Raw genomic sequence first — 22,178 nt, forward strand, 5'->3', positions numbered from 1 at the left:
ACATCTCATAACTTAGCATTTGATAAAAAGTAAAATAGTTGTTATAATCCTTTTGTGTTGTTCAAAAATGGAGTTGATATAATTGTGAAAGTACTGTACATATGTGATTTGTTCCCTTATCCTTATAATCCCTCACGTGGAGGGTTCATAACAAATAGGCTTAAGATTCTTCAAAGCCTTGATATTGATTTTGATGTTTATGGTATCAATCCAAAGGATTCTTTCGGAATAATATTTTTAAAAAGGTTTCTATCTAAAACTAGCCTTATTGATTCTTTTTTTGAAGTCAATGGTATAAAATACAAATATAAATATTATAGCAGAAATATAATAGACATCTTATATTCGGAAGTATTGAGGAAGAATTATCAAATTCAAAAGTCTAATGAAGTAACAAGCGAATTGCTCGATGGTGTTAAATACGGAGAATTCGACATCATTCACGCGCATGGAATGTATAATCCACCTGCCGGATTAGTTGCCAAACTTTTATCACAAAAACTAAATATTCCATATGTAATTACTTGCCATGGTAGTGATATAAACTTAGAAATGCCTAAGGCAAAAGAATTGTATATTGATGTTTTGGAAAATGCTGCAAAGGTTATTTTTGTAAGTAATGCCTTGTTGAATAAAGCTAAATCATTTGGATATGCTGGTGAGAATTCTGTTGTTATTCCCAACGGGATTGAACCAGATATCTTTAAACCTTTGGATAAAGAAAAAATAAAAAAAGAATTGGGGTTATCTAAAAAGGTTGTTGGGTTTGTGGGTGGATTGAAGAAAGTAAAAAGGGCAGATAAATTGCCCGATATTTTTTCTTATATAACTTCAATCTACGATATTGAGTTTTTAGTTGTTGGAGATGGTGAGTTGAGAGAAGATATTGTAAAAGAATGTAAGAAAAGAAATTTGCAGGTTAAATTTGTTGGAAATGTTTCTCATGAAGATGTACCTTATTATATGAATGCTTTGGATGTAATGATACTTCCAAGTAGGAATGAGGGATTTGGAGCTGTTGTTATAGAAGCACAGGGATGTGGGGTGGCTGTTGTTGGTAGCAGTAACGGAGGTATACCTGAGGCAATTGGGGATGGAGGAGTAGTCGTTGAGGAAGGAGAAGACTTTGAGAAAAGGTTCGCTCAATCGGTTATGAAGTTGTTAGAAAATCCAATTGATGGAAGTTATTTAAGAAAAAGGGCGTTGGGATTTTCGTGGAAGAATACTGTAGAAAAGGAAATAGAAGTTTATAATGAAGTCTTAAATAAATTTGGAGGAAGTAATGCCTAAAGAAAGAGAATTTATCAAATCTTTTTTTCAATTTTCAATGGGTCAGTGGATAGCTGCATTGATTTCTTTCATCACTACCCCTATCACCACTTGGCTTATTATCCCAGAAGAGTTTGGTAAGGCATCGATGTTCACTTTAGCTTTCAATTTACTTCTCAACATTGCACTTCTTGGAGCGGATCAGAGCTTTGTTAGAATGTTTTATGAAAGACCTGAGGATAAGAGAAGGGATTTGCTTTGGGATTCTTTGTTGCCGAGTTTGAGTATAGGCGTTGCGGTTTTTGTTGTCATTGGCATTTTTTGGGAAGAGCTGTCTTTCATTCTTTTTGGAGATTATAACCATTTTCTTCCGATTTTTCTGCTGGGGGTTACCATATTAATAGGAATTTTAGAGAGATTTTCCACATTGGCTGTTCGGATGAAAAAAAGAGGTATCGCTTTTTCTACGTTGAGGGTAGTGAACGGAGTAACAAATGCAGTTTTTACGATTTTATACGCCTTATTTGTTTCAAGAAGCTTTTATGCTGTTATCGTTGGTCTGTTTTTTTCTCATATAGTTACAGCTTTATTAGCAATCTTTTTTGAAAGAGAATTGTGGTTTGGTAAGTTCAAGGTTGATTTTAAATCGATAAAAGCGATTGTTAGATATGGGCTCCCTTTTGTTCCTACTTTTTTAATTACTTGGCTTTTTCAGTCGATAGATAGGTTGGCTTTAAGAAATTATTCTGATTTTACGGAGATAGGTTTGTATTCTGCTGCTTTCAAAGTGGTTGCGGTGATGAATTTAATTCAAACGGGGTTTACTATGTTTTGGACTCCCGTTTCTTATGAAAGTTATGAAAAAGAGCCTGAGAGCAAGGGGATTTTTGAGAAGGCTTCTTTGTTTATTGCTGCTGCGATGTTTGTATTTGGATTGCTGATCGTTGTGTTTAAAGACGTGATATTTTTGCTTTTAGAAAGTTCTTATAGGCAGGCTGCTGGGATTAGCTCTTTTTTGATTTTGATGCCTATTATGTACACTGTTTCTGAAACGACGGTTGTTGGTATCAATTTTAAGAAAAAAACATATTGGCATATGTTGATAGCAAGTGTGGCAGCAGGGGTTAACGTGTTTGGGAATTTGATGCTTGTTCCTGTATATGGTGCCAAAGGGGCAGCATTTTCTACAGGGGTGTCATATATAGTTTTCTTTTGTATGAGGACGTTTATATCTAGGAGTTTGTTCCCTGTGAATTACCATTTGGGTAAATTTTTTATTAGTACGTTTGTTTTTGTGATCGTTGCTTTTATAAACACTTTTGCTTCTAATATGGTTTTTCAAGTTGTGTCTGCTGTTTTGGGTTTGATCGTTGTGATGTTTGTGTATAGAGATCAGGTGAAATATGTGTTCGGTTTGGGGATTGATTTGATGAGGGAAGTGAAGGAGAGGGTAGTTAGTAGGTGAAATTAGCGCCCCTTCACCCCGCAGCCTGCCCTACATCTTTTTGTTTTATTCTTCTAATTCTGTGAAGCCTATTCCTATTGCCCCAGGCCCAGAATGAGCTCCAATTACTGCTCCCAACGTACCTGAGTATATTTTGCCTTCATAGTTTAGTTTTTCTTTGAGTTTTTCTATCATGTATTCTTCGTCTTCTTTACACATGGCGTTTCTTGTACAGATAATTGCTTTTTTAGGATCTTTTATTCTATCTGAAATTATATTAACCATTTCTTCCAATGATTTTCTTCTTGATCTAACTGCTTTTATCGGTTTTACTACTCCATTCACAAATTCCATTATCGGTTTTATATTTAATAGAGTACCGACGAACTGTGTGGCGCCACCTATTCTTCCACCGGCTTTCATGTATTTTAAGGTTTTTACAGTGAATATTGTACTAGTTTTTTTGATCGATTCTTTGGCTATTTTAGAGATTTCTTCAAAATATTTTTTCCCACTTTTAATTATTTGTGCGATTTTTATTTCCAAAGCAGCCTGACCACATGTACAGGTTCTTGTGTCTATTAAGGTTATTTTTGAGTCTTGGTATTTCTCGGTAAAATCATTTTTTGCTATATTGGCATTTTGATAGCTTGCAGATAAATCGCTTGATATTGTTGTGACTATTATCTCTTTGAAACCTTTATCATATGTTTCTTTAAAAGCGTTGAACCAATCTTCTGGATTTGGTGCTGCAGTTTTTGGAGCTTTGTCTGGATTTTCAGCCATTTTCTTATAAAATTCTTCCTCGGATATATCTTTGCCTTGAACAAGATACTCTTTCTCATCAAAGGTTATGTAAAAAGGGATTTTTACGATATTATATTTTTCAAGAATTTCTGATGGTAAATTGCTTGCAGCATCAACTATCTGTGCTATTTTATGCATGAAAAATCCTCCCTTAAATAGTTTTTTCAATTATAATTATATATCAATTTGCAAATAAAAATATACCACTTTATCACATAACTTTTGCAAACGAGCTTTATAGCGCCCCTTCGCCCCGCTCCCCACCCGTGTGGAAAGGTTCTTTGTTAGTGCCCTTCCCCCGCTCCCCACCCATAAGGAAGAGGGACCTGCGGTCCCTTAAACCCTGTTTTTCATCCATAAGGAAAAGGATTTTTATTTGCACCCTTTCCCAGCTTTTAAACCATAAGGAAAAGGATTTGTTCCTTTTTACCCCGCTCCCCGCCCATAAGGAAAAGGGCTCCATCTGATCAGTTATTTTCGATGAATTTTTCTATACTTTTAATGAATTGTCTAATGTCATCCAAATTTTCTGTTATTATGTCGTACAGCTCTTCTTCAGAGATCATGTGATACATATGGACCAATCTATTCCGATAACCCGCCATTTGAATTAATTTCTGGCTTAAATTCTTGTTTATAATATCTTTTTCTCCAAGCCCCAAAGCAATAGCCTTATATTCCGTGGACATATCTATGCTCCCTGTCTTAGCTAATATATGCCTTCCAATGTCAAAGATTGCTTCTAAAGACCTTCGGAGAAAGCTTTCAGCGGCTGCAGGGTTTCTTCTATCTCGTAGAAATTCTTCTTTTGATAAGTGAGATAGTATTTCTAATTGAATTAGATAGTCATTGATAAGAATCAATCTATCTCTAATAAGCTCTTTATTTATCATCTTTTATTTCTCCTCGTACTTTTCTAATACTTCCTTGGTGTATAAATCGAGTACATATTTAAAATCCGCAGCCCGCCTTAATATCATCATTTCGTATTCATCTTTGAAACTTTCTGATTCGCTATATACACATATGCCTTTTAAAGCTTCAGTCTGGAATACAGAATGAGTTTCTTGCAAAAATACCAGATCTAATTTGTAAGGTTTGAATAATTCTTCTAATTCATTGTATATACTGGCATAAAGCTTGTATCTTTGCTTTAGACTATCCAAATCAAACAAAAAAACTATTCCCACATCTATGTCTGTGAGAGGATCATCTATTTTTATATTGTTATCATCATTGTCTTTTAGTAACTGATAAGCCTTTTCTTTCTGCGAGCCAAACAAATAAACTAACCCTATTTTATATTTTTTACACAAATCTTTTATGAATTCTAATTTGTTCTGAACCATGTTGTTCACCTGCTTAATTCTTTTGTATTTAAATCGCCCTGTGACCCTTTTAAAATTAATTGTCTTTCCCCGCCCAGAGGGGTAGATTGTTTTCTTCGTTGATTTAATTATATCATATTTTGAAGGTGCGTTATCTTATCATATACTTCTGTATAATAAGTTTTATAGCGCCCTTTGCCCCGCTGCCCACCCATCTAAGGAAGGGACCTGTGGCCCCCTTAAACTCTGTTTTTTCCGATAAGAGTAAAGTTTTTTACCCTTTTACTCCTCAATTTACCCGTTTGAGGTAAGTGGAAAAAGTTTTGCTTCCCTGCCCACCATTCCAAGGAAGAGTAAGCCGAACAAAATTGACTTCTAAAAGGTTTGAAATTGAAGAAATTCTGATATAATATGATTAAGGAGGAGAAAAAACATGAAAACGATAGATAATAAAACAAAGTTGTTTAATTTGATCCTTTTGTATATTTCATATTTTAAGGATTTTGACGGAATAAAAAAATTAAATAAGTTGTTATACTTCACCGATTTTGAATATTATGAGAAATTTTCAAAATCAATTACGGGATATAACTATATAAAATATCAGAGAGGTCCTGTTATCGAAAACTATTCTGAAATTATCAAAGAAATGGAAAATAATAAATTGGTAAGAAGGGGAAAAAAGGAAGTTTTAGGATTAAATAAAATTTATACTGTTTCTAGGATAAAAAATATGGTGGAACCAGATTTAGATCTTTTTGAAAAAGAAGAGCTAGAAGTTATCAGATATGTATTGTCTAACAACTTAGTCAACTACCCACCTCTAAAGACGGTGGCTTGTAAAAGCCATAGTTGATTAGCCTCAGCCACTAGCTAACGCTAACGGGGCTACGTTATATCGGAATATATAGGCACTCTGGAATGCTCCACAAGTTCCAGACCCTGCGGTCAGTGATTAAACATCTCTGAGGGGTAGGAGAAGTGTTGCTGACAACAAACCCGATATAACATTGGCGATGTGGACCTACCGCTATATAGCGGATTTATTTCCGAAAGGAGATCTAAGAATGGTATATGTACTTTCTAAAGACGAAACACCTTTAATGCCTACTAAAAGGCACGGTAAAGTTAAACATTTACTTAGAGAAGGTAAAGCAAAAGTTGTTAGAAACAAACCGTTTACTATACAACTGACCTATGACACAACACATTACACTCAACCTATAACGCTTGGTATAGATAGCGGTCACAAGTACATAGGTTTTTCTGCTGTAACAGGAAAAGAAGAATTATTATCAGGCGAAGTTGAGCTTAGGGATGATATAAGTGAGCTTATCAAAGAAAAGGTTATGTATCGCAGAATCAGACGAAGTAGATTAAGGTATAGAGAACCAAAGTTTGACAACAGAGTATCTTCTAGAAAAGAAACGCCCCGAAAGGGGTTCAAGGAAGGATGGTTAGCGCCATCCATTAAACATAAGTTAGATACTCATATTAGATTTATAGAATTCATTAAGAAGATACTTCCTATAACAGATATAATAATCGAAGTAGCTAAATTCGATACTCAGAAGATTAAAAATCCAGAGATTAAAGGCAAAGAATATCAGCAAGGAGAACAACGAGATTTCTATAATCTTCGAGAATATATATTATACAGAGACAATTACACTTGTCAATTATGTGGTAAGAGTAACGTTCCACTTGAAGTACATCACATAGGCTTTTGGAAAGGCGATAGAACCAATAGACCAAGCAATTTAATCACACTTTGTACTAAATGCCATGATCCTAAAAACCACTTAAAAGGTGGTAAACTCTACGGTATGGAACCTGTACAAAAACCATTAAAAGAAGCGACCTTTATGACAACCGTTAGATGGAAACTAGTAGATATGCTTGGTTGTGGGTACACATACGGTTATATAACTAAAGTTAGAAGAATAGCCCTTAACCTTGACAAGACTCATTATAACGATGCATTTTGTATTGCAGGTGGAACTAATCAAAGAAGAATAGAACCTATATACTTTGAACAAATCAGAAGAAACAATCGTTCACTTGAATATTTCTACGATGCAAAGTATATAGATACAAGAGATGGTTCGACTAAGAAAGGGCAAGAGTTGTTTAATGGCAGAACTACGCGTAATAAGAACTACAATACAGAGAACCTTAAAAAGTATCGAGGCAAGAAAGTATCTAAAGGTAGAAGAAGCATTCGTAAAAAACGATATTTCTATCAGCCTAAAGATTTAGTTATATACGAAGGAAGAAAGTACACTGTCAAGGGTGTACATTGTCGTGGAGAGCGTATCATTCTTGCCGAACTTTCTAAATCAGTTAAAATCGAAACTGTTGAACCATACATGTTTCGAAAAGGGTTGTGTGTAGTATGAATGATGAAAACACCTTACATCTCTCCAATGAATTGGAGAGAATTTCCGTTGTATTTCTTAAAGCAGAAAATTCATATAAAAGAGCCAAAAAATACTCTCAAGAAGCTGAAAGAGAATTCTATGCTCCTGAAAATTATGATGATTTAGAAGTTTATGAAGTTTTCTATGATTTAAACAAAGATTTTTTTGATAGCAGTGAATTTTGATGTTTGGTGAAATTTATTCTCTAGACTTAACAAAGCATACTGAACCATCAAAATTTACAATAAAAGATATACATATGGTTTTGGTTATAACTAGAGATATGGGCCCAAAGTTTCCTATCGTGAATATTGTTCCAATTACTTCTTTTAAATTTCAAAAAAATTGGGATGAAAAAAAAATAGACTAAAGTATTTTCATCATTATAAGTTAGAGAAATCAAAATATAAAAAGTTAAAAAAAGATTCTATAATTGATTGTGCACAAGTATTCACTATTGACAAAATTTTTTTGGATAAATTCGATTTTGTTTTGAATCATGATGATAGTATACAAGTTAAAAAAAGATTAGCTTATATCCTGGATATGTGACGGGGAAAGGGCTTCGTCCAATCTACACAGATATCTAGAAATTTTTCAAGAATCTACAACTGATAAAATTTTAAGTTTACTAAATGAGCAAATACTTGTAGAAAGCGCAAATACTTTTCGAATCGGTAATTTCACCTTTTTTTATCATCTCTTTCATTTCTTCTGTAGTTACCTTTAAGACTTCAACAAACTCGCCATCATCTGGATTTACTCCTACTTCAGTTAATTCTTTTGCTAGATATAAATATACTTTTCCCGCTAAAAAACCCGGGGTTGTATATATGTATCCTAATTCAATCCATTTGTTTGCTTGCTTTCCTATTTCTTCCGCTAACTCCCTTTTACCACATTCCAAAGGATCTTCATTAGGTGAATCAAACTTTCCGGCAGGGATTTCCACTAATACTTTTCTTATTGGGAATCTGTATTGTTTAACAAGGTAGATATTTCCTTCATTATCTATTGGCAATATTGCAACTCCCCCAGTATGGTTGACAACCTCCCTGGTTGATATGTCTTTGTTTGGTAATTCAACATTGTATTTTTCTAAGCTTAAGATTTTCCCTCTAAAGATCACTTCTTTTGATAGTTCTTTTTCTATTAAATCCATAATAGTTAAGCTCCTATATTTTGATTTTGGTGTTTTTTAAAACGCTAAAACTTCATGTCTCGCGCCCTTTAGCCCCGTAGCCCGCCCTTTTTAGGAAGTAACCTGTGACCACTTTGATCCCTATTTCCCAACCATTAAGGAAAGAGGGATGGTTTCGCCCTTCTACCATTATTTCAATATTTCTTTCAGTTCGTCTAATGTAATACTTAGAATGTTTTTCTTTATTTGGTTTATAATTTCTTCGTTTGCTTTTCTGATCTTTTCTTCTAATTTTTTATCAAAAGCTTCTCCAAATCTTTGACTTAGAATTTTTATGATTAATTCTCTTTCTCCTTCAAGTTTTCCTTCCACTTTAGCTTTTTCTCTGTCTCTTTTTGCTATCTCTTCTAATGTGTTAAACATTTTTGGCACCTCAATTTTTGAGATATTCAGGGAAACTAGTTCTCGTATTTTAAAATTTCGTTTTCTAATTCCATAAAGCTCTTTTAGAATGATCAGCATATCAATGTTGTCTAAAACAATTAGACAACTTGTGTCAGATATGTAATTAGGCATTTTTTACATCATTTCGTAATTCTTCAGCGTTGTAATTAAATAGTGAGATATCAAAACGACCTAATATTTCAATAAAAGCTTTTTTAGAAAGTTCTGCTAGTTGTGCAGCTTCTCCTAAAGATAACTTACCTTCTTCATATAATTTTGAGGCTATCAACAATTTGATTTCTTTTTCATTTAAATCGATAAAATCTGGAAGATTTATAGATATGGTTTTCATAAAAACACTCCTCTTGCCTTTGGTTTGTTCGATTTAATTATACCATATGTTTTTGAAGGTGTGTTATCTTATCATATAGCTCACGTATAACAAGTTTTATAGCGCCCTTCCCCCGCTCCCCACCCGTGAGGAAAAGGATCTTTATTAGCGCCCTTTCACCCCGCTGCCCACCCGTAAGGAAAAGGTTCTTTATTAGCGCTCTTTCACCCCGCTCCCCACCCGTGAGGAAAGAGGAAAAAGTTTTGTCCGCAGCTCACCCTACACGCTTTAGATCATAATTCGATTCTTTGAGGGGGTACCCCCCTCAAACTCCCCAAATCAAAAATCTCTTTTTTTAAAGATCTTTGTTTGCACAATGCTGCAAACAAATGTTATCATATCTTTGATTCTTTTGGCTGAGCACTTCTTTTATTTCTATGAACATATATATGATATAATCTAATAGTAGAATGAGCGAAAATGAGGTGAAATTATGAAAATTCTAAGTTATAGAATTTTACTCAAAAAAGAAGCTGAAGGAGGTTATACCGTTATAGTCCCTCTTCTTCCAGGATGTGTTACATACGGAGATACAATAGAAGAAGCAATAAAAATGGCAAAAGAGGCTATTCAATTATATATAGAAAGCTTGCAAGAACACGGTGAAGAGATACCTACTGAAGAAGAAACTATGGAGTATACATTAACGGTGGAAATTTAGATGTCGAAACTACCAAACCTTTCCCCTCAACAAGTTATCAAAGTTTTTGAAAAGCAAGGTTTTGTGTTAAATAGGGTTAAATGCACTTACTAAACGACAAGTAGTTAGCAATAGCAAATGTTCATTAAAACTAGCAACAATTTTTAATTGAAAAACGCCCACGAAGGGCGCCTTTTCAAAAATTATTTCAATATTTCTTTTAGTTCTTCTAAAGTAATATTAAGAATGTTCTTCTTTATTTGGTTGATAGTTTCTTCGTTTGCTTTTCTGATATTTTCTTCTAATCTTTTATCAAAAGCTTCTCCAAACCTTTGGTTTAGAATTTCTATGATTACTTCTCTTTCACCTTTCCTTTCACCTTTTTCCACGCCTTCTTCAAATAGTGAGGCTCCTATCTTTGCCATTCGTATCACCTTATTTCTGGTACACTTTTCGTTTAGTAAGTGCATAGATTCTTAAAACTATTTGTGGATTAAGGTTTTTTTCTTTTGATAAATTTCTTATTAAGCTTTTTAATTGCATTAGATTTTTCATAAGATCATCTCCAAGTATTTTCTCAACACTTTTTCAATTTTTAGTTTTTTTGAGTATTCTATTAATTTGTTTAGGTTTTTATCTTTGTTAGATATATAAGCTTTTAATGAATTTTTGAATAAATCTTTATCCATATTGTTTCTGTTTTTGACAATATCACATATTGTTCTCTCTTTATCATATACTTTTATTTCTCTTCCAAAATTGGTTTTTGATTTTGTTAGTCCGAGATCATAGTTTTCTTTTTTTGTCCAATGTATGTTTACATTATATTTTTCTAGATTTTTAAGGTTATAACCCTGAGGGAGAGTTACTGAGTAATTTATTGGGTCTCTATCTGTTAAATTATGTAAATATAGTGCTGTTTCATGGGAAAAGACTATTTTTTGAAATTTTTTTTGTAATATATACATTTCATCTTCAAATGTTCCTGGAGTAATGTATGTACCCCTTTCTAATCTTTCGAGAATATTTTTTTCTATAAAAATATTTAGATATTGTCTTGGGATTCCTAATTCAACAACCTCTTTTGTAGTTATTATCCCATCTTTTTTATTTATTAATTTTTGTAATTTTTCAATATAATTCATATGATCACCTCTTTACAAGTACACTATAATTATACACTATTAATGTGTAAAAGTCGAGTTTTGGTGATCTATAAGATAATAATCAAAAATCATAATTATTTTAAAAGATAATTGTTATAAGAATAGGGACGGAAAGAGAAAGTATTACTCCTTGTCCAAAGGCTATTAGAGTAGTTTCTTTATCAGTGCTTTTTGATATTACTCCAAGCATGGTGTCCATTGAAGTGGCTCCTCCAATTGATGCTGCTCCTAAAGGTGACCATTTAGCAACTAAAGGAATTAAAACTATCGCTAAAATTTCTCTAATTACATTTGCAGTGAAAGAAATTGCTCCTAGAACAGGAGAGTAGAGATTGCTGATCATTACGCCTGAAAGTGAATACCAACCGAATCCTGCAGATGCGCCTAGTGATTCTTTTAAATTTAAATTCGTGAAAAATATTGCTAATGATCCAAAGATAAGACTTCCTAATATGGTTAAAATTGATTGAAAGAGTATATTTTTCATGTTGACTTTTAATTTTGAGAGAATCTTTTCTTCACTGCCAATATCAACCCCAACACTAAAAACTAAAAACATTAATAAAATAGTTGTTAAATTGCTAGGGATATTAAAGTTAAAATAGATACCAGATATTATTCCAGCAACGACTGCAGATAATAGCAATATCATTTAGTTTTCTCCTTTTTAAAGAACTTTTCGTAAATGGAAGTGAAAAGAACGCTTCCAATAATGGAAAAAACAGCTATGTATAAAGCTGTGATTCCAATTTCTTTAATTTGAAAAATCAAGACGTCATCGTTGCCAATTTCATAACCCATGAAAAAGAGTAACAAAACCGTTGACCATAGAACAGGTTTGATTTTTTTCAACCATTTAAGTTGGCCTTTTAATCCTAAGAAAAGGCCAATTGAAAAAGCTATAAGTATTCCCACCATCATAATGGATCCACCTCACACCCTGCCTTTATAATTTTTAAAATTTCCCCATTTTTTTCAGCTTTTCAGATATTTTTCTTACGTCTTGTGAGTTTTCTTCTTTTGTGATTAAGATACCGTTTTCTCCTTCAACCACTATAATATTTGATAATCCAACTATTCCTACAAATTTATCGGATTTAACGAACACATTTTTCCCATTTATGACTTCAACATTTTCGTCGTTGTCTGAGTATCCTTGCAGTTCCCTTACAGATACCCAGTGCCCTACATCAGACCATGTAAAATCGGCTTTTACTACATAGACTTTATCAGATCGCTCTAATAGGGCGTAATCGATGCTTATTTTTTCGATAGTGGGCATGATTTTTCTTAAGCTCTCTGTGTCCCATGGAGAGATGTTTATGAGTTTGTTATAAATGTCAGAAGAATGTTTTTTCATTTGTTCTAAGAATGTGCTTTTTTTCCATACAAAGATCCCGCTGTTCCAATAGAAGTTGCCTTTTGATAGAAAGGTTTTAGCTGTTTCAGGGTCTGGTTTTTCTTTGAATGAATTGACTTTGTAAGTAGAGTTGCTTATTGGTTTTCCTGCTTCTATATAACCGTAACCAGTTTCTGGCCTGGTTGGTGTTATTCCGAAAGTGAATAGTCCGTTGAATTCTTGGGCGCCTTGTATTGCCTTTGATAGAGTGTCCCAAAATTTTGATTTGTCAGGTATGTAATGGTCGGCAGGGAGTATTGTTACTATTTCGTCATCTTGGGCTGTTAGAGTTCCTATCATGCAGGCTGGTGCGGTGTTTCTTGGAATTGGTTCTAAGATGATGTTTTCTTTGGGTATTTCTGGGATTTCTTTCATCGTTAATTGTTGATATTTTTCTGATGTGATGATAAAGATGTCTTTGGGTTCCATTTTGTAGCTCATTCTTTCATAGGCTTCTCTTATGAGGGTTTTGTCTGAGAAAAGTTTTAGGAATTGTTTTGGTGTTTTTGAGTTTGATAGAGGCCAGAATCTTTCTCCTGAGCCTCCTGCAAGGATTATTGCCTTCATAACTAACCTCCCTTTGTGATAGCGCCCTTCCCCCGCTCCCCACCCTTTTTCGGAAAGGGACCTGCGGTCCCTTAAACCCGGGGGGGGGTGGAGGGCTTCGCCCTGTAACCCTTTTAAAGGTAGAGCGTTTTTTGTGAGCTGCGCTTAGTGGTTATTTGCGCCCCTTCGCCCCGCAGCCCACCCATGTGGAAGAGGGGCCTACGGCCCCTTAGACCCGGGGGGTGGAGGGCTTCGCCCTGTAACCTTTTTAAAAGTGGAGCGTTTTTTGTGAGCTGCGCTTAGTGGTTATTTGCGCCCCTTCGCCCCGCAGCCCACCCATAAGGAAAAGGTTCTTTTTTAGCCCCTATCCCGGCTCCCCGCCCGTTTTAGCAAGGAGGAAAGGAATATGAACCATTCCGTTCATAAGGAAGGGGCCTTTATTTTATTAGGAATTTGAAATATAGACCACCTAGAGGTGGTAGTGTGAGTATTATGGATTGTTCTCTTCCATGCATGGGTATGTCTTGAGAGTATACTTCTTTTGGATTGTCGACTCCACTTCCGTAGTATTGTGTCCAGTCTGTGTTGAGTATTTCTTGGTATACGCCTTTTTTTGGTACGCCTATTCTATAGTTATCCCTTGGCACTGGTGTGAAATTGAAGACGCAGACGATAATTTCATCTTCATTTTCTGATTTTCTTATAAAAGATATTACACTGTTGTCCGCATCGTTGAAGTCTATCCATTCGAAGCCTTCATAACGGTGATCAATTTCAAATAATGCGGGATGATTTTTGTACAGTATATTTAAGTCTTTTAAAAATAGTTGTGTTTTTTTGTGAGGTTCGTATTGTAATAGGTGCCAGTCTAAACTGTTAGAGCAGTCCCATTCTTTTCTTTGGGCTATTTCACTTCCCATAAAGAGTAAATTTTTGCCAGGATGGGCATACATGTAGGAGTAAAAGAGCCTTAAGTTGGCGAATTTTTGCCAATCATCACCTGGCATTTTTTCCAAAAGGGACCTTTTGCCATGTACGACTTCGTCATGAGAAATGGATAAGATAAAGTTTTCGGAAAAAGCGTATACTAGGGAAAATGTGAGGTCGTTTTGATGGTATCTTCTAAATATTGGGTCTTTGCTAAAGTATCTTAATGTGTCGTTCATCCAGCCCATGTTCCACTTGAATGCAAAGCCTAAACCTCCAGCATGAACCGGGGTGGTTACTCCGGGAAATGCTGTAGATTCTTCAGCAATGGTTACAATTCCTGGAAAGTATTGATAGGTAACCGTGTTAAGGTGCTTGATGAAATCAACGGCTTCAAGATTTTCTCTTCCGCCGTATTTGTTGGGAATCCATTCTCCATCTTGTCTGCTGTAGTCTAAGTATAACATTGAAGCTACGGCGTCTACCCTTAATCCGTCGATGTGGTATTTGTCCAACCAAAATAAAGCGTTTGCCAATAGGAAGTTTTTGACTTCGTTTCTTCCGTAATTGAATATGTAAGTTCCCCAGTCTTTATGTTCGCCTAATCTGCTGTCAAGGTGTTCATAAAGGGCTGTGCCATCGAACCTTCCTAGCGCATGTCCATCTTTTGGAAAGTGGCCAGGTACCCAATCAACGATAACGCCTATATCTTCTTGATGCATTTTATCAACAAAGTACATAAAATCTTCCGGTTTTCCAAACCTGCTTGTTGGAGCATAGTAACCTGTTACCTGGTAACCCCATGAGATGTCTAAGGGGTGTTCGCTTACAGGTAATAGTTCTATGTGGGTAAAATGGTTTTCTTTAAGGTATTCTGAAAGTTTTTCCGCTAGTTCCCTATAATTTAGAAATTGATTTTCTTCTTTTTTTGCCCAAGATCCCAAGTGGACTTCATAGATTGACATTGGTTCTTTTATCAAATTTTTAGTTTTTCTTTCTTCCATCCATTTGGAATCGTTCCATGTGTGCTTGTTATGTATATCGTATACAATGGCGGCTGTTTTGGGTCTTACTTCAAAGTAAGTTCCATAAGGGTCTGTTTTTAGCAAGATGTCTCCATTTTGAGTTTTGATTTCAAATTTGTATAAGTCTCCTTCAACAACATCGGGAATGAAGATTTCCCATATTCCAGATTGACCTAAAACTCTCATTTGATGAATTCTTCCATCCCAATTGTTAAAATTTCCAACCACACTGACTCTTTTGGCGTTTGGTGCCCACGTTGAGAATAAAACGCCTTCGATTCCGTTTATTTTCATGGGGTGTGCGCCTAATTTTTCGTATATCTTGTAATGGTTTCCTTCGTTGAAGAGATATCTGTCGTATTCAGAAATGACTGGCAAAAAAGAGTATGGATCTTTGTAAGTCCAAGTATGGCTGTTGTAATCTGTGCACTTTATTTCGTATTCAAATATTTGAGAGCCTGGAATCTTTTTTTCAAAGAGACCAGCTTCGTGGATTTTATCGAGTTTTACAGTGGTGTTTTTGGAAATTAAATATGCTTCTTTTGCAAAAGGTTGAAGCACCCTTATGACTAAGTTTTCTTTGTCTAGTTCTCTTAGGCCTAAATAGATGAATGGATCGTGACACTCGGCGTTAACAAGCATATTTATTTCCTTTTCTGTTAGTATAGGCATGTGTTGCCACCTCCTTTTTTATTAGCGCCCTTTCACCCCGCTCCCCACCCATAAGGAAAAGGTTCTTTGATAGCTCCTTTCTCCAGCAGTCCACCCATAGGGAAGGTTTTTATTAATTTATCGTAAAGTAGGTGCCGTTTTCTTGGGAGAGTTTCCCATCTATTTCTAGTTGCATTATAGTGGATAATATTGTAGAGACGTCTTCTTTTAAGGTTTCACATATTGAGTCTAAGTTATTTTTCCCTTCGTTTATTAGTTTTAGTATTTTTTCTTTTAACTCCATTTCTTCAGGATTTTCATTGTAGTTTTCTACTTCTAGGTTGGTTATTCCAAATAACTCTTTGAGATGTTGTATAGATATTATGGGGGTGGCGCCAGAGTAGATTAGATAATTAGTACCGTATGAATTTAACCTTGTTATATCCCCTGGTACGGCTAATACTTCTCTTCCATAATCGAGTGCGTATCTTGCGGTTATCAATGATCCACTTTTTTTAGCAGCTTCAACGACTATGGTTTTTTCTGATAGAGCTGCAATTATGCGGTTCCTGTACGGGAATGTGTACTTTGTTGCCCTGGTACCTGGAAAATATTCTGATATTATTAGCCCTTCTTCTTTTATTTTGTTGTAGAGTGATTCGTTAGATTTTGGATATATTATGTCTATCCCGTTCCCGAGAACGGCGATCGTTTTTTTAGCGTTTCTTTGGGCTATCGAGTCGATTCCATATGCCATTCCGCTTACTACTGTGTAGCTGCTCAGGGCTTTGGCGATTTCAATGCATATAGATTTTCCGTAGTCTGTGACTTTTCTTGTACCAACAATGGAGACGGTTTTGCTTTTTAAAAGCGATGGATCACCGAAATAGTAAAGAATTACTGGAGGGTCGTTGATGTTTTTTAATAGATCTGGATATTCTTCATCCCAGTAAGTGATTATGCCTAAATCTTTTATCTTATCCAAGCTTTGGACTATTTTTCTTTTGTTTTCTTCGAATTCTTCTTTGAATAGTGTGGGTGATGTGTCTGTTTCTGTGTATTCTAAGAGCTCTTTGTTGGATTTTTTATATACTTCTTTGAGGGTTATGATGTCTAGTATGTTCAATGATTGTGAAAGCCTCCTTCCTCCCTGGTTCCCTCTAGAATCAATTTCTTGTTTTTGTGGAATGATTTTTATTGTTTTTTTGTAAGCCGCACTTAGTCTTTATTTGCGCCCCTTCGCCCCGCAGCCCACCCATAAGGAAAAGAGGTCTTTTTCTCTTAGCCCCGCTCCGCGCCCCATTCTGAGAGGAAGATTGGAGGGTGAATGAGCAGATTTCTACCTCCGTTTTTTCTGAATGTCAACGAGATTAGTTGGGCATCTTTTTCTTTGTTCCCGTAGGCGATATATATGTGTTGAGGTTCTAAATTATTTTTTTCTAAGATTATTAATACGTCTGAAAGAACGTAAGGATGAATTATAAAACAGCCTAGTCCTTTGTTTTTTAAAAGATATTTTGAAGCATAGATGAAATCTTCTAATACTTTTAGGTCTTCCGCTGATCTGGCGATTTTTCTATCGCTGATTTGACTTTTTAATCCATCAAAGTAGTGTGGAGGATTTGAAATTATATAGTCTACAGATTCTGCGTCAAAATGGTTTTTGACGTTTTTTACTTCTGTATTGAGGAATTCTACGTTGTTTATTTCGTTTATTTCTTTGTTTTGTAAGGAGTATTCATATAGATCTTTTTGTATTTCTATCCCAATGATTTTGCTGTTTGTTAGCATTTTCCCAATTACGAGACTGACGTGCCCTATGCCACTTCCGAGTTCAACGATGGTCGAATTGTCTTTTGCTGGATGAGTGGCTAATAATAGTACGCTTGCATGTGTTGGGAGATGATGTTTGTTGGGTGTTTTTAGTTTTAGTGATCTGTAAATTTGGTCTATTTGATGAATTTTGTTGGTTGTGTCCATGTGTTAGCGCCCTTTCACAGTACGTTAAGGGGGTTCCCCTTAAAAACCCCAAATCAAGGTCAAAATCATTTAAAAACATCGTTTGCACCATGCAGCAAACTTAAAAGCTTTTTGCATAAAACGGCAAAAGGGCTTCGCCCTGTGACCCTCTCTTATTTTTGGGAGACGATCTTTTTTTGTAAGCTGCGCTTAGTCTTTATTTGCGCCCCTTCGCCCCGCAGCCCACCCATCTAAGGAAGGACCTCCGGTCCTTTACATCCATCTTCTCCATCATTAAGGAAAGGACCTGTGGTCTCTAGCCCTGCTGAGTCCGCCTTTTAATTTCGTTGTAGAAATATTGAATATTCTCCTATATTTAGTCTTTCTATTTTTGAATCAATGCTGTTCATGAATGAGAATGTTTCAATGTTCATTAATTTTATAGTAGAAGTTTCCATTATTGTTCTGCTGTTTATAGATGAGTTGAAAAGGTCTATTGTCGAGCTTTTGAATAATGATTCTGCCACGTTATTTAACGATATTTCTTTTAAATAGGTATTATCGATATAAACACCCGATGAGTTTGTTATTTTAACGTAGTCGGATATGGATGAGTCGTAAATGCAAATTCTTCTTATACTTTGTGTGTCAATTGAGCTGTAATTATCAAGGGTTGAGTTTTTAAGAAATAATAATTTTCCTTTACCTGTAAATTTTATGTTTTCAAAGTCTGTGTCATAAGCGACTATGGTTCCACCGTTGAGCGCTATTTCCCCTTCTCCAAATATATGAGTTTTATCAAATCCTGGCATTAAAAACATTAGCCCTTCAACAACCACGGTCGCTCCGTTATATAATCTGATTTGGTTTCCAGATTCTACCAAGAATGTTCTCCCTTCTGGTATTAGTATATCAGAAGCTATAACAAAGGGCGTGTTAATTTGTGGTAAGAAGAGGTTTTTTTCTACTTTGTTTATCGTACCTGAGGCATATGGAACAAGAGCCTCTGAGAGAGTGATTACCGGATCTGAAGGTAACCCGTATGTTCCATTGTTGGTAACTTTTCTTACAAAAATAATATCATAATTTGGGTTTTCAATGAACGTGTTTTTTAATTCAAAAGCTTTTTGCCATCCCAATATTTCATCATATCTTTCAACAACGTAATTTTGATAGTTGGGATCATATCGCCAGGATATGTAATCCATGTCTTCAGAGATTAGTCTTGCCGTAATTTCAGGTGGGGTAGGGATTTGATCGTCAACATTAAAATTCACAAATTTTTCGGTTTTATTTTTGTTTGAGTCAAAAACAATCATGGTTGCATTGGTTGTTGGGTGTAGTAACAAGTCTGATGGGTATTTAACCTCGTTTCCGTCGTCTATGAGAACCAAAAAATTATCATCCCAGTCGTCAGAAATCTCCATATCAAGTTCTGAAAAAAGGTCAACCTTTATAATATCTGAATTTATAACTGGGGGTTTGTCAATATCCGTATCTATTTCGATCTTGTGATCGTAAGTGTTTTCGACATCATCTTTGAACCGTAGAACGTAATTTGTAATTCCGGAATCTTTGGTAATTTTTATTGAGAAACTGTCTTGTGACGAAGTTGAAGAGGCTAATTCTGTTTCGTTGTAGTATAAGGAGACTGTAGAAAAGTCTTCTTCATCTACTTTGTATTCTAAATTTAAATTACCTGCCGATAGTTCTTGGTTGAGATATGATGGTTTTGGTGGAGTGGAATCAAAAGTTATGTTTGTGGCATATTCGGTGATAATTCTGTTTTTGTCATCTAAAAATTTGATGTTGATTTTGTGAGGGCCGTCGCTGATGTCGTATAGCGCCCCTTCGCCCCGCTCCCCACCCGTGAGGAAAAGGTTCTCTGTTAGCGCCCCTTCGCCCCGCTCCCCACCCATAAGGAAGGAAGAGGAAGGGGTTTCCCCTTCACCGATAAGGATAGAGGAAGGGTTTTCCCCTTCACCGATAAGGATAGAGGAGGGAGTGTCTTCTTCATCCGTAAGGATAGAGGAAGAAGTTTCCTCCTCACTTATAACATAGGAAGGAAGAATCTCCTCACCGTCTATAATTATTTCTACATCTTCATAGTTAAAATTTGTTTTTATTTTTAATGGGATATTGGGGGAAATTTTAGTTGGAATTTCGATTTCAAATTTAATGTTTGACTTACCATCATATTGGCAACCAAAGAGTAATATTATTAACATCGAGAATAACAACATCTTAGAAACTAGCTTCAAGACTATTCCACCTCATAGAAAAGTTCAAGTAAAGGTGAATCGTTCGGGATTACTAATACGCTGTTGTTGAAAGAGTCTTTGTAAATGTCTGTTATTTTTTGGAGTTCAAAGAAATCTTGATCCAAGGAATAGGCTTCTGAGTAAATGTTTATTGCACTTGCCTCACCTGTTCCTCTTATGATATCAGCTTCTCTTTGGGCATCTGACCTAATTCTACTTGCTTCTCTATCTGCTTCCGCTTTCATTCTTTGGGCTTCTTTTTCTCCTTCAGCTCTTAATTGAGCAGCCATAGCGTATCTTTCACTTTTCATTCTTTCGTATACAGCTTCGGTGTTCTCTTGAGGAAGATCGGTTCTTTTGAGCCTTACGTCTACTACATTTATTCCAAAATCTTCGAGCGATGCCTCACTGCGATTTTTAATTTCCTCCAAGATTGCCAGCCTTTCTATTGAAAGAACCTCAGGGAATGTGTAATTTCCTATAACATCTCTTGCATGTGAATAAACTATGTCGTCGATTCTTGTCTTCGCAACTTCTACGGTCCTCAGTGTTTCAATGAACTTTTGAGGATCTTCTATCCTCCAAATTGCATATGTATCGGCTAAAATAGTTCTTCTGTCGGAAGTTATTACTCTTTCCACAGGTATGTCATAGATCATGATTCTTTTCTCCAATTTTACTACGTTGTCTATAAAAGGAGTTTTTACATAAATCCCTGGTTCTGTTTTTATGCTTATAATATTCCCAAATCTAAGTACTATTGCCTGTTGAGTTTGATCAACGATGTAGAAAGCCGTAAAACTAAATAGAATTACAAAAAAAGCTACGATTATAACTACTGCCCATAGCGTTGTATTTTTCAAAGTGTATCACCACCAATAATTTCGCTTAAATCCAAGAAGTTCAAGGTGTTTCCTTCTTCAGATACTACTTGTATCTTTGAATTTTTAATCATTTGTTGTACAGAGTCTAATATTAACCTTTTTCTAGTAATGTCTTCTGAGTTTTGGTATTCTTCCAGTAAAGCTTTGAACCTTTCCGCTTCTCCTGTTGCCTTTGCAACTTGTTCATATGCGTAAGCTTGTGCATCGTTTAAGATTCTTTGGGCTTCTCCTTCGGCTCTTGGAATGATGTCATTGCCGTACCTTTGAGCTTCGTTTATTGCTGTTTGTTGGTCTTGACGTGCGTTGTTCACATCATCGAAAGCAGGAACCACAGGTTCTGGTGGGGTTACTGCTTGGAGATAAACGTTTTGTATGAGAATACCGGAGTTGTAACTGTCCAGTATGGACTGAACTCTTTCAGCTGTTTCCATGGCTATTTGATCTCTCTCTGTAGTCAAGACATTTTCTAAATCTGACAGAGCAACACGTTCTCTAAGTACGCTTTCAGAGGTAGATTTAACTAAGTCGTACCCCTGAATTACATTGAAGGCATATGCTACAGGATCGTTTACCCTATACTGAACCACCGCTTCTATGCTAATTATATTTTGATCTCCAGTGATCATCTCTGCTTCATCAGTGTATGTGCTGTATGTGGGGGTTCTTCCGGTGCTGGTAGTTCTAAAGCCTAGTTCAACTTTATTTATTGTTCTTACATCCACTATAACATGCGATTGAATAGGGTAGGGTAGATGAATGTGTAAGCCTGGTCCTGCGGTGGATTTGTATTCACCGAACGTTTTGACTAATGCTACTTCAGAAGGTCCTACCTGATAAACACCGGTTAAAAGGTAAATACCAATCGCTATGATAACGGCAATAATGATTATATTGCGCCATCTGTGACCTTCATGATTGTTACCTTCGTCGTTAAATTCTTCGTTGGGATTGAAGATTTCATATTCAGCCAAAATTACTCACCTCTTTTAAAAATTTAGGAAGGCTCAAAAGGCCTAAAATTAATTATAACATAAAAGTCGCATATGTTTGCAGATTTTTTACTATAATCTATTTAAATTTCAAAAATACATTTGAGGTTATAGAGTGTTATAATAAATATAACACAAGGTCACAGGGCAAAGCCACCAACTTCTTTCCTTATGGGCGGGCTGCGGGGCGGAGGGGCGCTAAATAAGACTTTGAGAGGGTTACAGGGCAAAGCCCTGTTTGCGTCACTGTGCAAACAATGTTTTTTGCAGCCTTGTGCAAAAAAATTTATTAAAACAAAATTAGGTTTTGGGGTTCTTAAGGGGCTTGCCCTTTTGCAGCCTTGTGCAAAAAAATTTATTAAAAAAAAAAATTAGGTTTTGGGGTTCTTAAGGGGCTTGCCCTTTTGCAGCCTTGTGCAAAAAATTTATTAAAACAAAATTAGGTTTTGGGGTTCTTAAGGGGTTTGCCCTTTTGCAGCCTTGTGCA

At 35.6% G+C, this 22,178-nt stretch carries 24 protein-coding genes and 1 pseudogene; 8 read left to right on the forward strand and 17 right to left on the reverse strand.

What is annotated here, in order from left to right; translation table 11 throughout:
* Nucleotides 1–84 precede the first annotated feature (84 nt).
* Nucleotides 85–1,290, forward strand: coding sequence for a glycosyltransferase (locus tag BZ25_RS02955; protein ID WP_233552352.1), 1,206 nt, complete (start codon nucleotides 85–87; stop codon nucleotides 1,288–1,290).
* Complete coding sequence (locus tag BZ25_RS02960) at nucleotides 1,283–2,734, forward strand: lipopolysaccharide biosynthesis protein (RefSeq protein WP_121567350.1); 1,452 nt, start codon at nucleotides 1,283–1,285, stop codon at nucleotides 2,732–2,734. Before BZ25_RS02955 ends, BZ25_RS02960 begins: the two co-directional genes overlap by 8 nt.
* Before the next feature lie 45 nt (nucleotides 2,735–2,779).
* Here BZ25_RS02960 and BZ25_RS02965 read toward each other — a convergent pair whose 3' ends face one another.
* From BZ25_RS02965 to BZ25_RS02975, 3 genes are all read right to left on the reverse strand, one after another.
* On the reverse strand, nucleotides 2,780–3,658 hold the full coding sequence (locus BZ25_RS02965; RefSeq protein ID WP_121567351.1) for a DegV family protein: 879 nt from the start codon (nucleotides 3,656–3,658) through the stop codon (nucleotides 2,780–2,782).
* Between the two features lie 329 nt (nucleotides 3,659–3,987).
* Nucleotides 3,988–4,413 (reverse strand): DUF86 domain-containing protein, encoded by a 426-nt coding sequence (locus tag BZ25_RS02970; protein WP_121567352.1) that lies wholly within the window; start codon nucleotides 4,411–4,413, stop codon nucleotides 3,988–3,990.
* Nucleotides 4,414–4,416: 3 nt separating this feature from the next.
* On the reverse strand, nucleotides 4,417–4,869 hold the full coding sequence (locus BZ25_RS02975; protein WP_121567353.1) for a nucleotidyltransferase domain-containing protein: 453 nt from the start codon (nucleotides 4,867–4,869) through the stop codon (nucleotides 4,417–4,419).
* Nucleotides 4,870–5,281: 412 nt separating this feature from the next.
* Here BZ25_RS02975 and BZ25_RS02980 point away from each other — a divergent pair, with 412 nt between their 5' ends.
* From BZ25_RS02980 to BZ25_RS10650, 5 genes and pseudogenes are all read left to right on the forward strand, one after another.
* A complete protein-coding gene (locus tag BZ25_RS02980; protein ID WP_121567354.1) occupies nucleotides 5,282–5,704 on the forward strand; it encodes a Panacea domain-containing protein in 423 nt (140 codons plus the stop codon).
* A gap of 211 nt (nucleotides 5,705–5,915) precedes the next feature.
* Entirely contained in the window at nucleotides 5,916–7,247 is a 1,332-nt protein-coding gene (gene iscB, locus BZ25_RS02985) for an RNA-guided endonuclease IscB (RefSeq protein WP_121567355.1), read from the forward strand.
* Nucleotides 7,244–7,453, forward strand: coding sequence for a hypothetical protein (locus BZ25_RS02990; protein WP_121567356.1), 210 nt, complete (start codon nucleotides 7,244–7,246; stop codon nucleotides 7,451–7,453). The genes iscB and BZ25_RS02990 overlap by 4 nt, the downstream gene beginning before the upstream one ends.
* Nucleotides 7,453–7,638 (forward strand): hypothetical protein, encoded by a 186-nt coding sequence (locus BZ25_RS02995; protein WP_121567357.1) that lies wholly within the window; start codon nucleotides 7,453–7,455, stop codon nucleotides 7,636–7,638. Before BZ25_RS02990 ends, BZ25_RS02995 begins: the two co-directional genes overlap by 1 nt.
* A gap of 50 nt (nucleotides 7,639–7,688) precedes the next feature.
* Nucleotides 7,689–7,820, forward strand: a pseudogene (locus tag BZ25_RS10650) (hypothetical protein); the annotation flags it as partial.
* A gap of 79 nt (nucleotides 7,821–7,899) precedes the next feature.
* On the opposite strand, the gene BZ25_RS03005 reads toward BZ25_RS10650, so the two are convergent.
* The 3 genes from BZ25_RS03005 to BZ25_RS03015 all read right to left on the reverse strand — a co-directional run bounded on the left by BZ25_RS03005 (nucleotide 7,900) and on the right by BZ25_RS03015 (nucleotide 9,205).
* Nucleotides 7,900–8,430, reverse strand: coding sequence for an NUDIX domain-containing protein (locus BZ25_RS03005; RefSeq protein WP_121567359.1), 531 nt, complete (start codon nucleotides 8,428–8,430; stop codon nucleotides 7,900–7,902).
* Between the two features lie 168 nt (nucleotides 8,431–8,598).
* Nucleotides 8,599–8,985: a hypothetical protein gene (locus BZ25_RS03010; RefSeq protein ID WP_199676835.1), complete on the reverse strand. Its 387-nt coding sequence runs from the start codon at nucleotides 8,983–8,985 to the stop codon at nucleotides 8,599–8,601.
* Complete coding sequence (locus tag BZ25_RS03015) at nucleotides 8,978–9,205, reverse strand: UPF0175 family protein (protein WP_121567360.1); 228 nt, start codon at nucleotides 9,203–9,205, stop codon at nucleotides 8,978–8,980. Before BZ25_RS03015 ends, BZ25_RS03010 begins: the two co-directional genes overlap by 8 nt.
* 472 nt (nucleotides 9,206–9,677) lie before the next feature.
* Between BZ25_RS03015 and BZ25_RS03020 the strand changes: the two genes are divergently transcribed.
* Nucleotides 9,678–9,905, forward strand: a complete 228-nt coding sequence (locus BZ25_RS03020) for a type II toxin-antitoxin system HicB family antitoxin (protein ID WP_199676836.1) — start codon at nucleotides 9,678–9,680, stop codon at nucleotides 9,903–9,905.
* A 182-nt stretch (nucleotides 9,906–10,087) separates the two neighbouring features.
* On the opposite strand, the gene BZ25_RS03025 is transcribed toward BZ25_RS03020, so the two are convergent.
* From BZ25_RS03025 to hflK, 11 genes are all read right to left on the reverse strand, one after another.
* A complete protein-coding gene (locus tag BZ25_RS03025) occupies nucleotides 10,088–10,309 on the reverse strand; it encodes a hypothetical protein (protein WP_199676837.1) in 222 nt (73 codons plus the stop codon).
* 126 nt (nucleotides 10,310–10,435) lie between these two features.
* Nucleotides 10,436–11,029 (reverse strand): type IV toxin-antitoxin system AbiEi family antitoxin domain-containing protein, encoded by a 594-nt coding sequence (locus tag BZ25_RS03030; RefSeq protein ID WP_121567362.1) that lies wholly within the window; start codon nucleotides 11,027–11,029, stop codon nucleotides 10,436–10,438.
* A 100-nt stretch (nucleotides 11,030–11,129) separates the two neighbouring features.
* Nucleotides 11,130–11,702, reverse strand: a complete 573-nt coding sequence (locus BZ25_RS03035) for a lysine exporter LysO family protein (protein ID WP_121567363.1) — start codon at nucleotides 11,700–11,702, stop codon at nucleotides 11,130–11,132.
* Nucleotides 11,699–11,971 carry a LysO family transporter gene (locus BZ25_RS03040; protein ID WP_121567364.1) on the reverse strand — a complete coding sequence of 91 codons (273 nt, stop codon included), beginning with the start codon at nucleotides 11,969–11,971 and terminating at the stop codon, nucleotides 11,699–11,701. Before BZ25_RS03040 ends, BZ25_RS03035 begins: the two co-directional genes overlap by 4 nt.
* 34 nt (nucleotides 11,972–12,005) lie before the next feature.
* A complete protein-coding gene (locus BZ25_RS03045; protein WP_121567365.1) occupies nucleotides 12,006–13,016 on the reverse strand; it encodes a mannose-1-phosphate guanylyltransferase in 1,011 nt (336 codons plus the stop codon).
* Between the two features lie 416 nt (nucleotides 13,017–13,432).
* Complete coding sequence (gene glgB, locus BZ25_RS03050) at nucleotides 13,433–15,619, reverse strand: 1,4-alpha-glucan branching protein GlgB (RefSeq protein ID WP_121567366.1); 2,187 nt, start codon at nucleotides 15,617–15,619, stop codon at nucleotides 13,433–13,435.
* A gap of 112 nt (nucleotides 15,620–15,731) precedes the next feature.
* Nucleotides 15,732–16,724 (reverse strand): DNA-processing protein DprA, encoded by a 993-nt coding sequence (gene dprA, locus BZ25_RS03055; protein WP_158245245.1) that lies wholly within the window; start codon nucleotides 16,722–16,724, stop codon nucleotides 15,732–15,734.
* A gap of 155 nt (nucleotides 16,725–16,879) precedes the next feature.
* Nucleotides 16,880–17,578, reverse strand: a complete 699-nt coding sequence (locus tag BZ25_RS03060; protein ID WP_121567368.1) for a tRNA1(Val) (adenine(37)-N6)-methyltransferase — start codon at nucleotides 17,576–17,578, stop codon at nucleotides 16,880–16,882.
* Nucleotides 17,579–17,895: 317 nt separating this feature from the next.
* Entirely contained in the window at nucleotides 17,896–19,818 is a 1,923-nt protein-coding gene (locus BZ25_RS03065) for a hypothetical protein (RefSeq protein ID WP_121567369.1), read from the reverse strand.
* Nucleotides 19,819–19,820: 2 nt separating this feature from the next.
* Nucleotides 19,821–20,681 carry a protease modulator HflC gene (gene hflC / locus BZ25_RS03070; protein WP_012209124.1) on the reverse strand — a complete coding sequence of 287 codons (861 nt, stop codon included), beginning with the start codon at nucleotides 20,679–20,681 and terminating at the stop codon, nucleotides 19,821–19,823.
* On the reverse strand, nucleotides 20,678–21,673 hold the full coding sequence (gene hflK, locus BZ25_RS03075) for an FtsH protease activity modulator HflK (protein ID WP_012209125.1): 996 nt from the start codon (nucleotides 21,671–21,673) through the stop codon (nucleotides 20,678–20,680). Before hflK ends, hflC begins: the two co-directional genes overlap by 4 nt.
* Nucleotides 21,674–22,178: the final 505 nt, after the last annotated feature.

It is taken from the genome of Petrotoga sp. Shatin.DS.tank11.9.2.9.3 (genome assembly GCF_003665005.1).
GTDB classification, from domain to species: domain Bacteria; phylum Thermotogota; class Thermotogae; order Petrotogales; family Petrotogaceae; genus Petrotoga; species Petrotoga mobilis.

What these genes read in the sequence shown, in the direction of transcription:
- BZ25_RS02960 (WP_121567350.1), top strand. Translation starts at nt 1,283, where the DNA reads ATGCCTAAAGAAAGAGAATTTATCAAATCTTTTTTTCAATTTTCAATG.
- BZ25_RS02965 (WP_121567351.1), bottom strand. Translation starts at nt 3,658, where the DNA reads ATGCATAAAATAGCACAGATAGTTGATGCTGCAAGCAATTTACCATCA.
- BZ25_RS02970 (WP_121567352.1), bottom strand. Translation starts at nt 4,413, where the DNA reads ATGATAAATAAAGAGCTTATTAGAGATAGATTGATTCTTATCAATGAC.
- BZ25_RS02975 (WP_121567353.1), bottom strand. Translation starts at nt 4,869, where the DNA reads ATGGTTCAGAACAAATTAGAATTCATAAAAGATTTGTGTAAAAAATAT.
- BZ25_RS02980 (WP_121567354.1), top strand. Translation starts at nt 5,282, where the DNA reads ATGAAAACGATAGATAATAAAACAAAGTTGTTTAATTTGATCCTTTTG.
- iscB (WP_121567355.1), top strand. Translation starts at nt 5,916, where the DNA reads ATGGTATATGTACTTTCTAAAGACGAAACACCTTTAATGCCTACTAAA.
- BZ25_RS02990 (WP_121567356.1), top strand. Translation starts at nt 7,244, where the DNA reads ATGAATGATGAAAACACCTTACATCTCTCCAATGAATTGGAGAGAATT.
- BZ25_RS02995 (WP_121567357.1), top strand. Translation starts at nt 7,453, where the DNA reads ATGTTTGGTGAAATTTATTCTCTAGACTTAACAAAGCATACTGAACCA.
- BZ25_RS03005 (WP_121567359.1), bottom strand. Translation starts at nt 8,430, where the DNA reads ATGGATTTAATAGAAAAAGAACTATCAAAAGAAGTGATCTTTAGAGGG.
- BZ25_RS03010 (WP_199676835.1), bottom strand. Translation starts at nt 8,985, where the DNA reads ATGCCTAATTACATATCTGACACAAGTTGTCTAATTGTTTTAGACAAC.
- BZ25_RS03015 (WP_121567360.1), bottom strand. Translation starts at nt 9,205, where the DNA reads ATGAAAACCATATCTATAAATCTTCCAGATTTTATCGATTTAAATGAA.
- BZ25_RS03020 (WP_199676836.1), top strand. Translation starts at nt 9,678, where the DNA reads ATGAAAATTCTAAGTTATAGAATTTTACTCAAAAAAGAAGCTGAAGGA.
- BZ25_RS03025 (WP_199676837.1), bottom strand. Translation starts at nt 10,309, where the DNA reads ATGGCAAAGATAGGAGCCTCACTATTTGAAGAAGGCGTGGAAAAAGGT.
- BZ25_RS03030 (WP_121567362.1), bottom strand. Translation starts at nt 11,029, where the DNA reads ATGAATTATATTGAAAAATTACAAAAATTAATAAATAAAAAAGATGGG.
- BZ25_RS03035 (WP_121567363.1), bottom strand. Translation starts at nt 11,702, where the DNA reads ATGATATTGCTATTATCTGCAGTCGTTGCTGGAATAATATCTGGTATC.
- BZ25_RS03040 (WP_121567364.1), bottom strand. Translation starts at nt 11,971, where the DNA reads ATGATGGTGGGAATACTTATAGCTTTTTCAATTGGCCTTTTCTTAGGA.
- BZ25_RS03045 (WP_121567365.1), bottom strand. Translation starts at nt 13,016, where the DNA reads ATGAAGGCAATAATCCTTGCAGGAGGCTCAGGAGAAAGATTCTGGCCT.
- glgB (WP_121567366.1), bottom strand. Translation starts at nt 15,619, where the DNA reads ATGCCTATACTAACAGAAAAGGAAATAAATATGCTTGTTAACGCCGAG.
- BZ25_RS03060 (WP_121567368.1), bottom strand. Translation starts at nt 17,578, where the DNA reads ATGGACACAACCAACAAAATTCATCAAATAGACCAAATTTACAGATCA.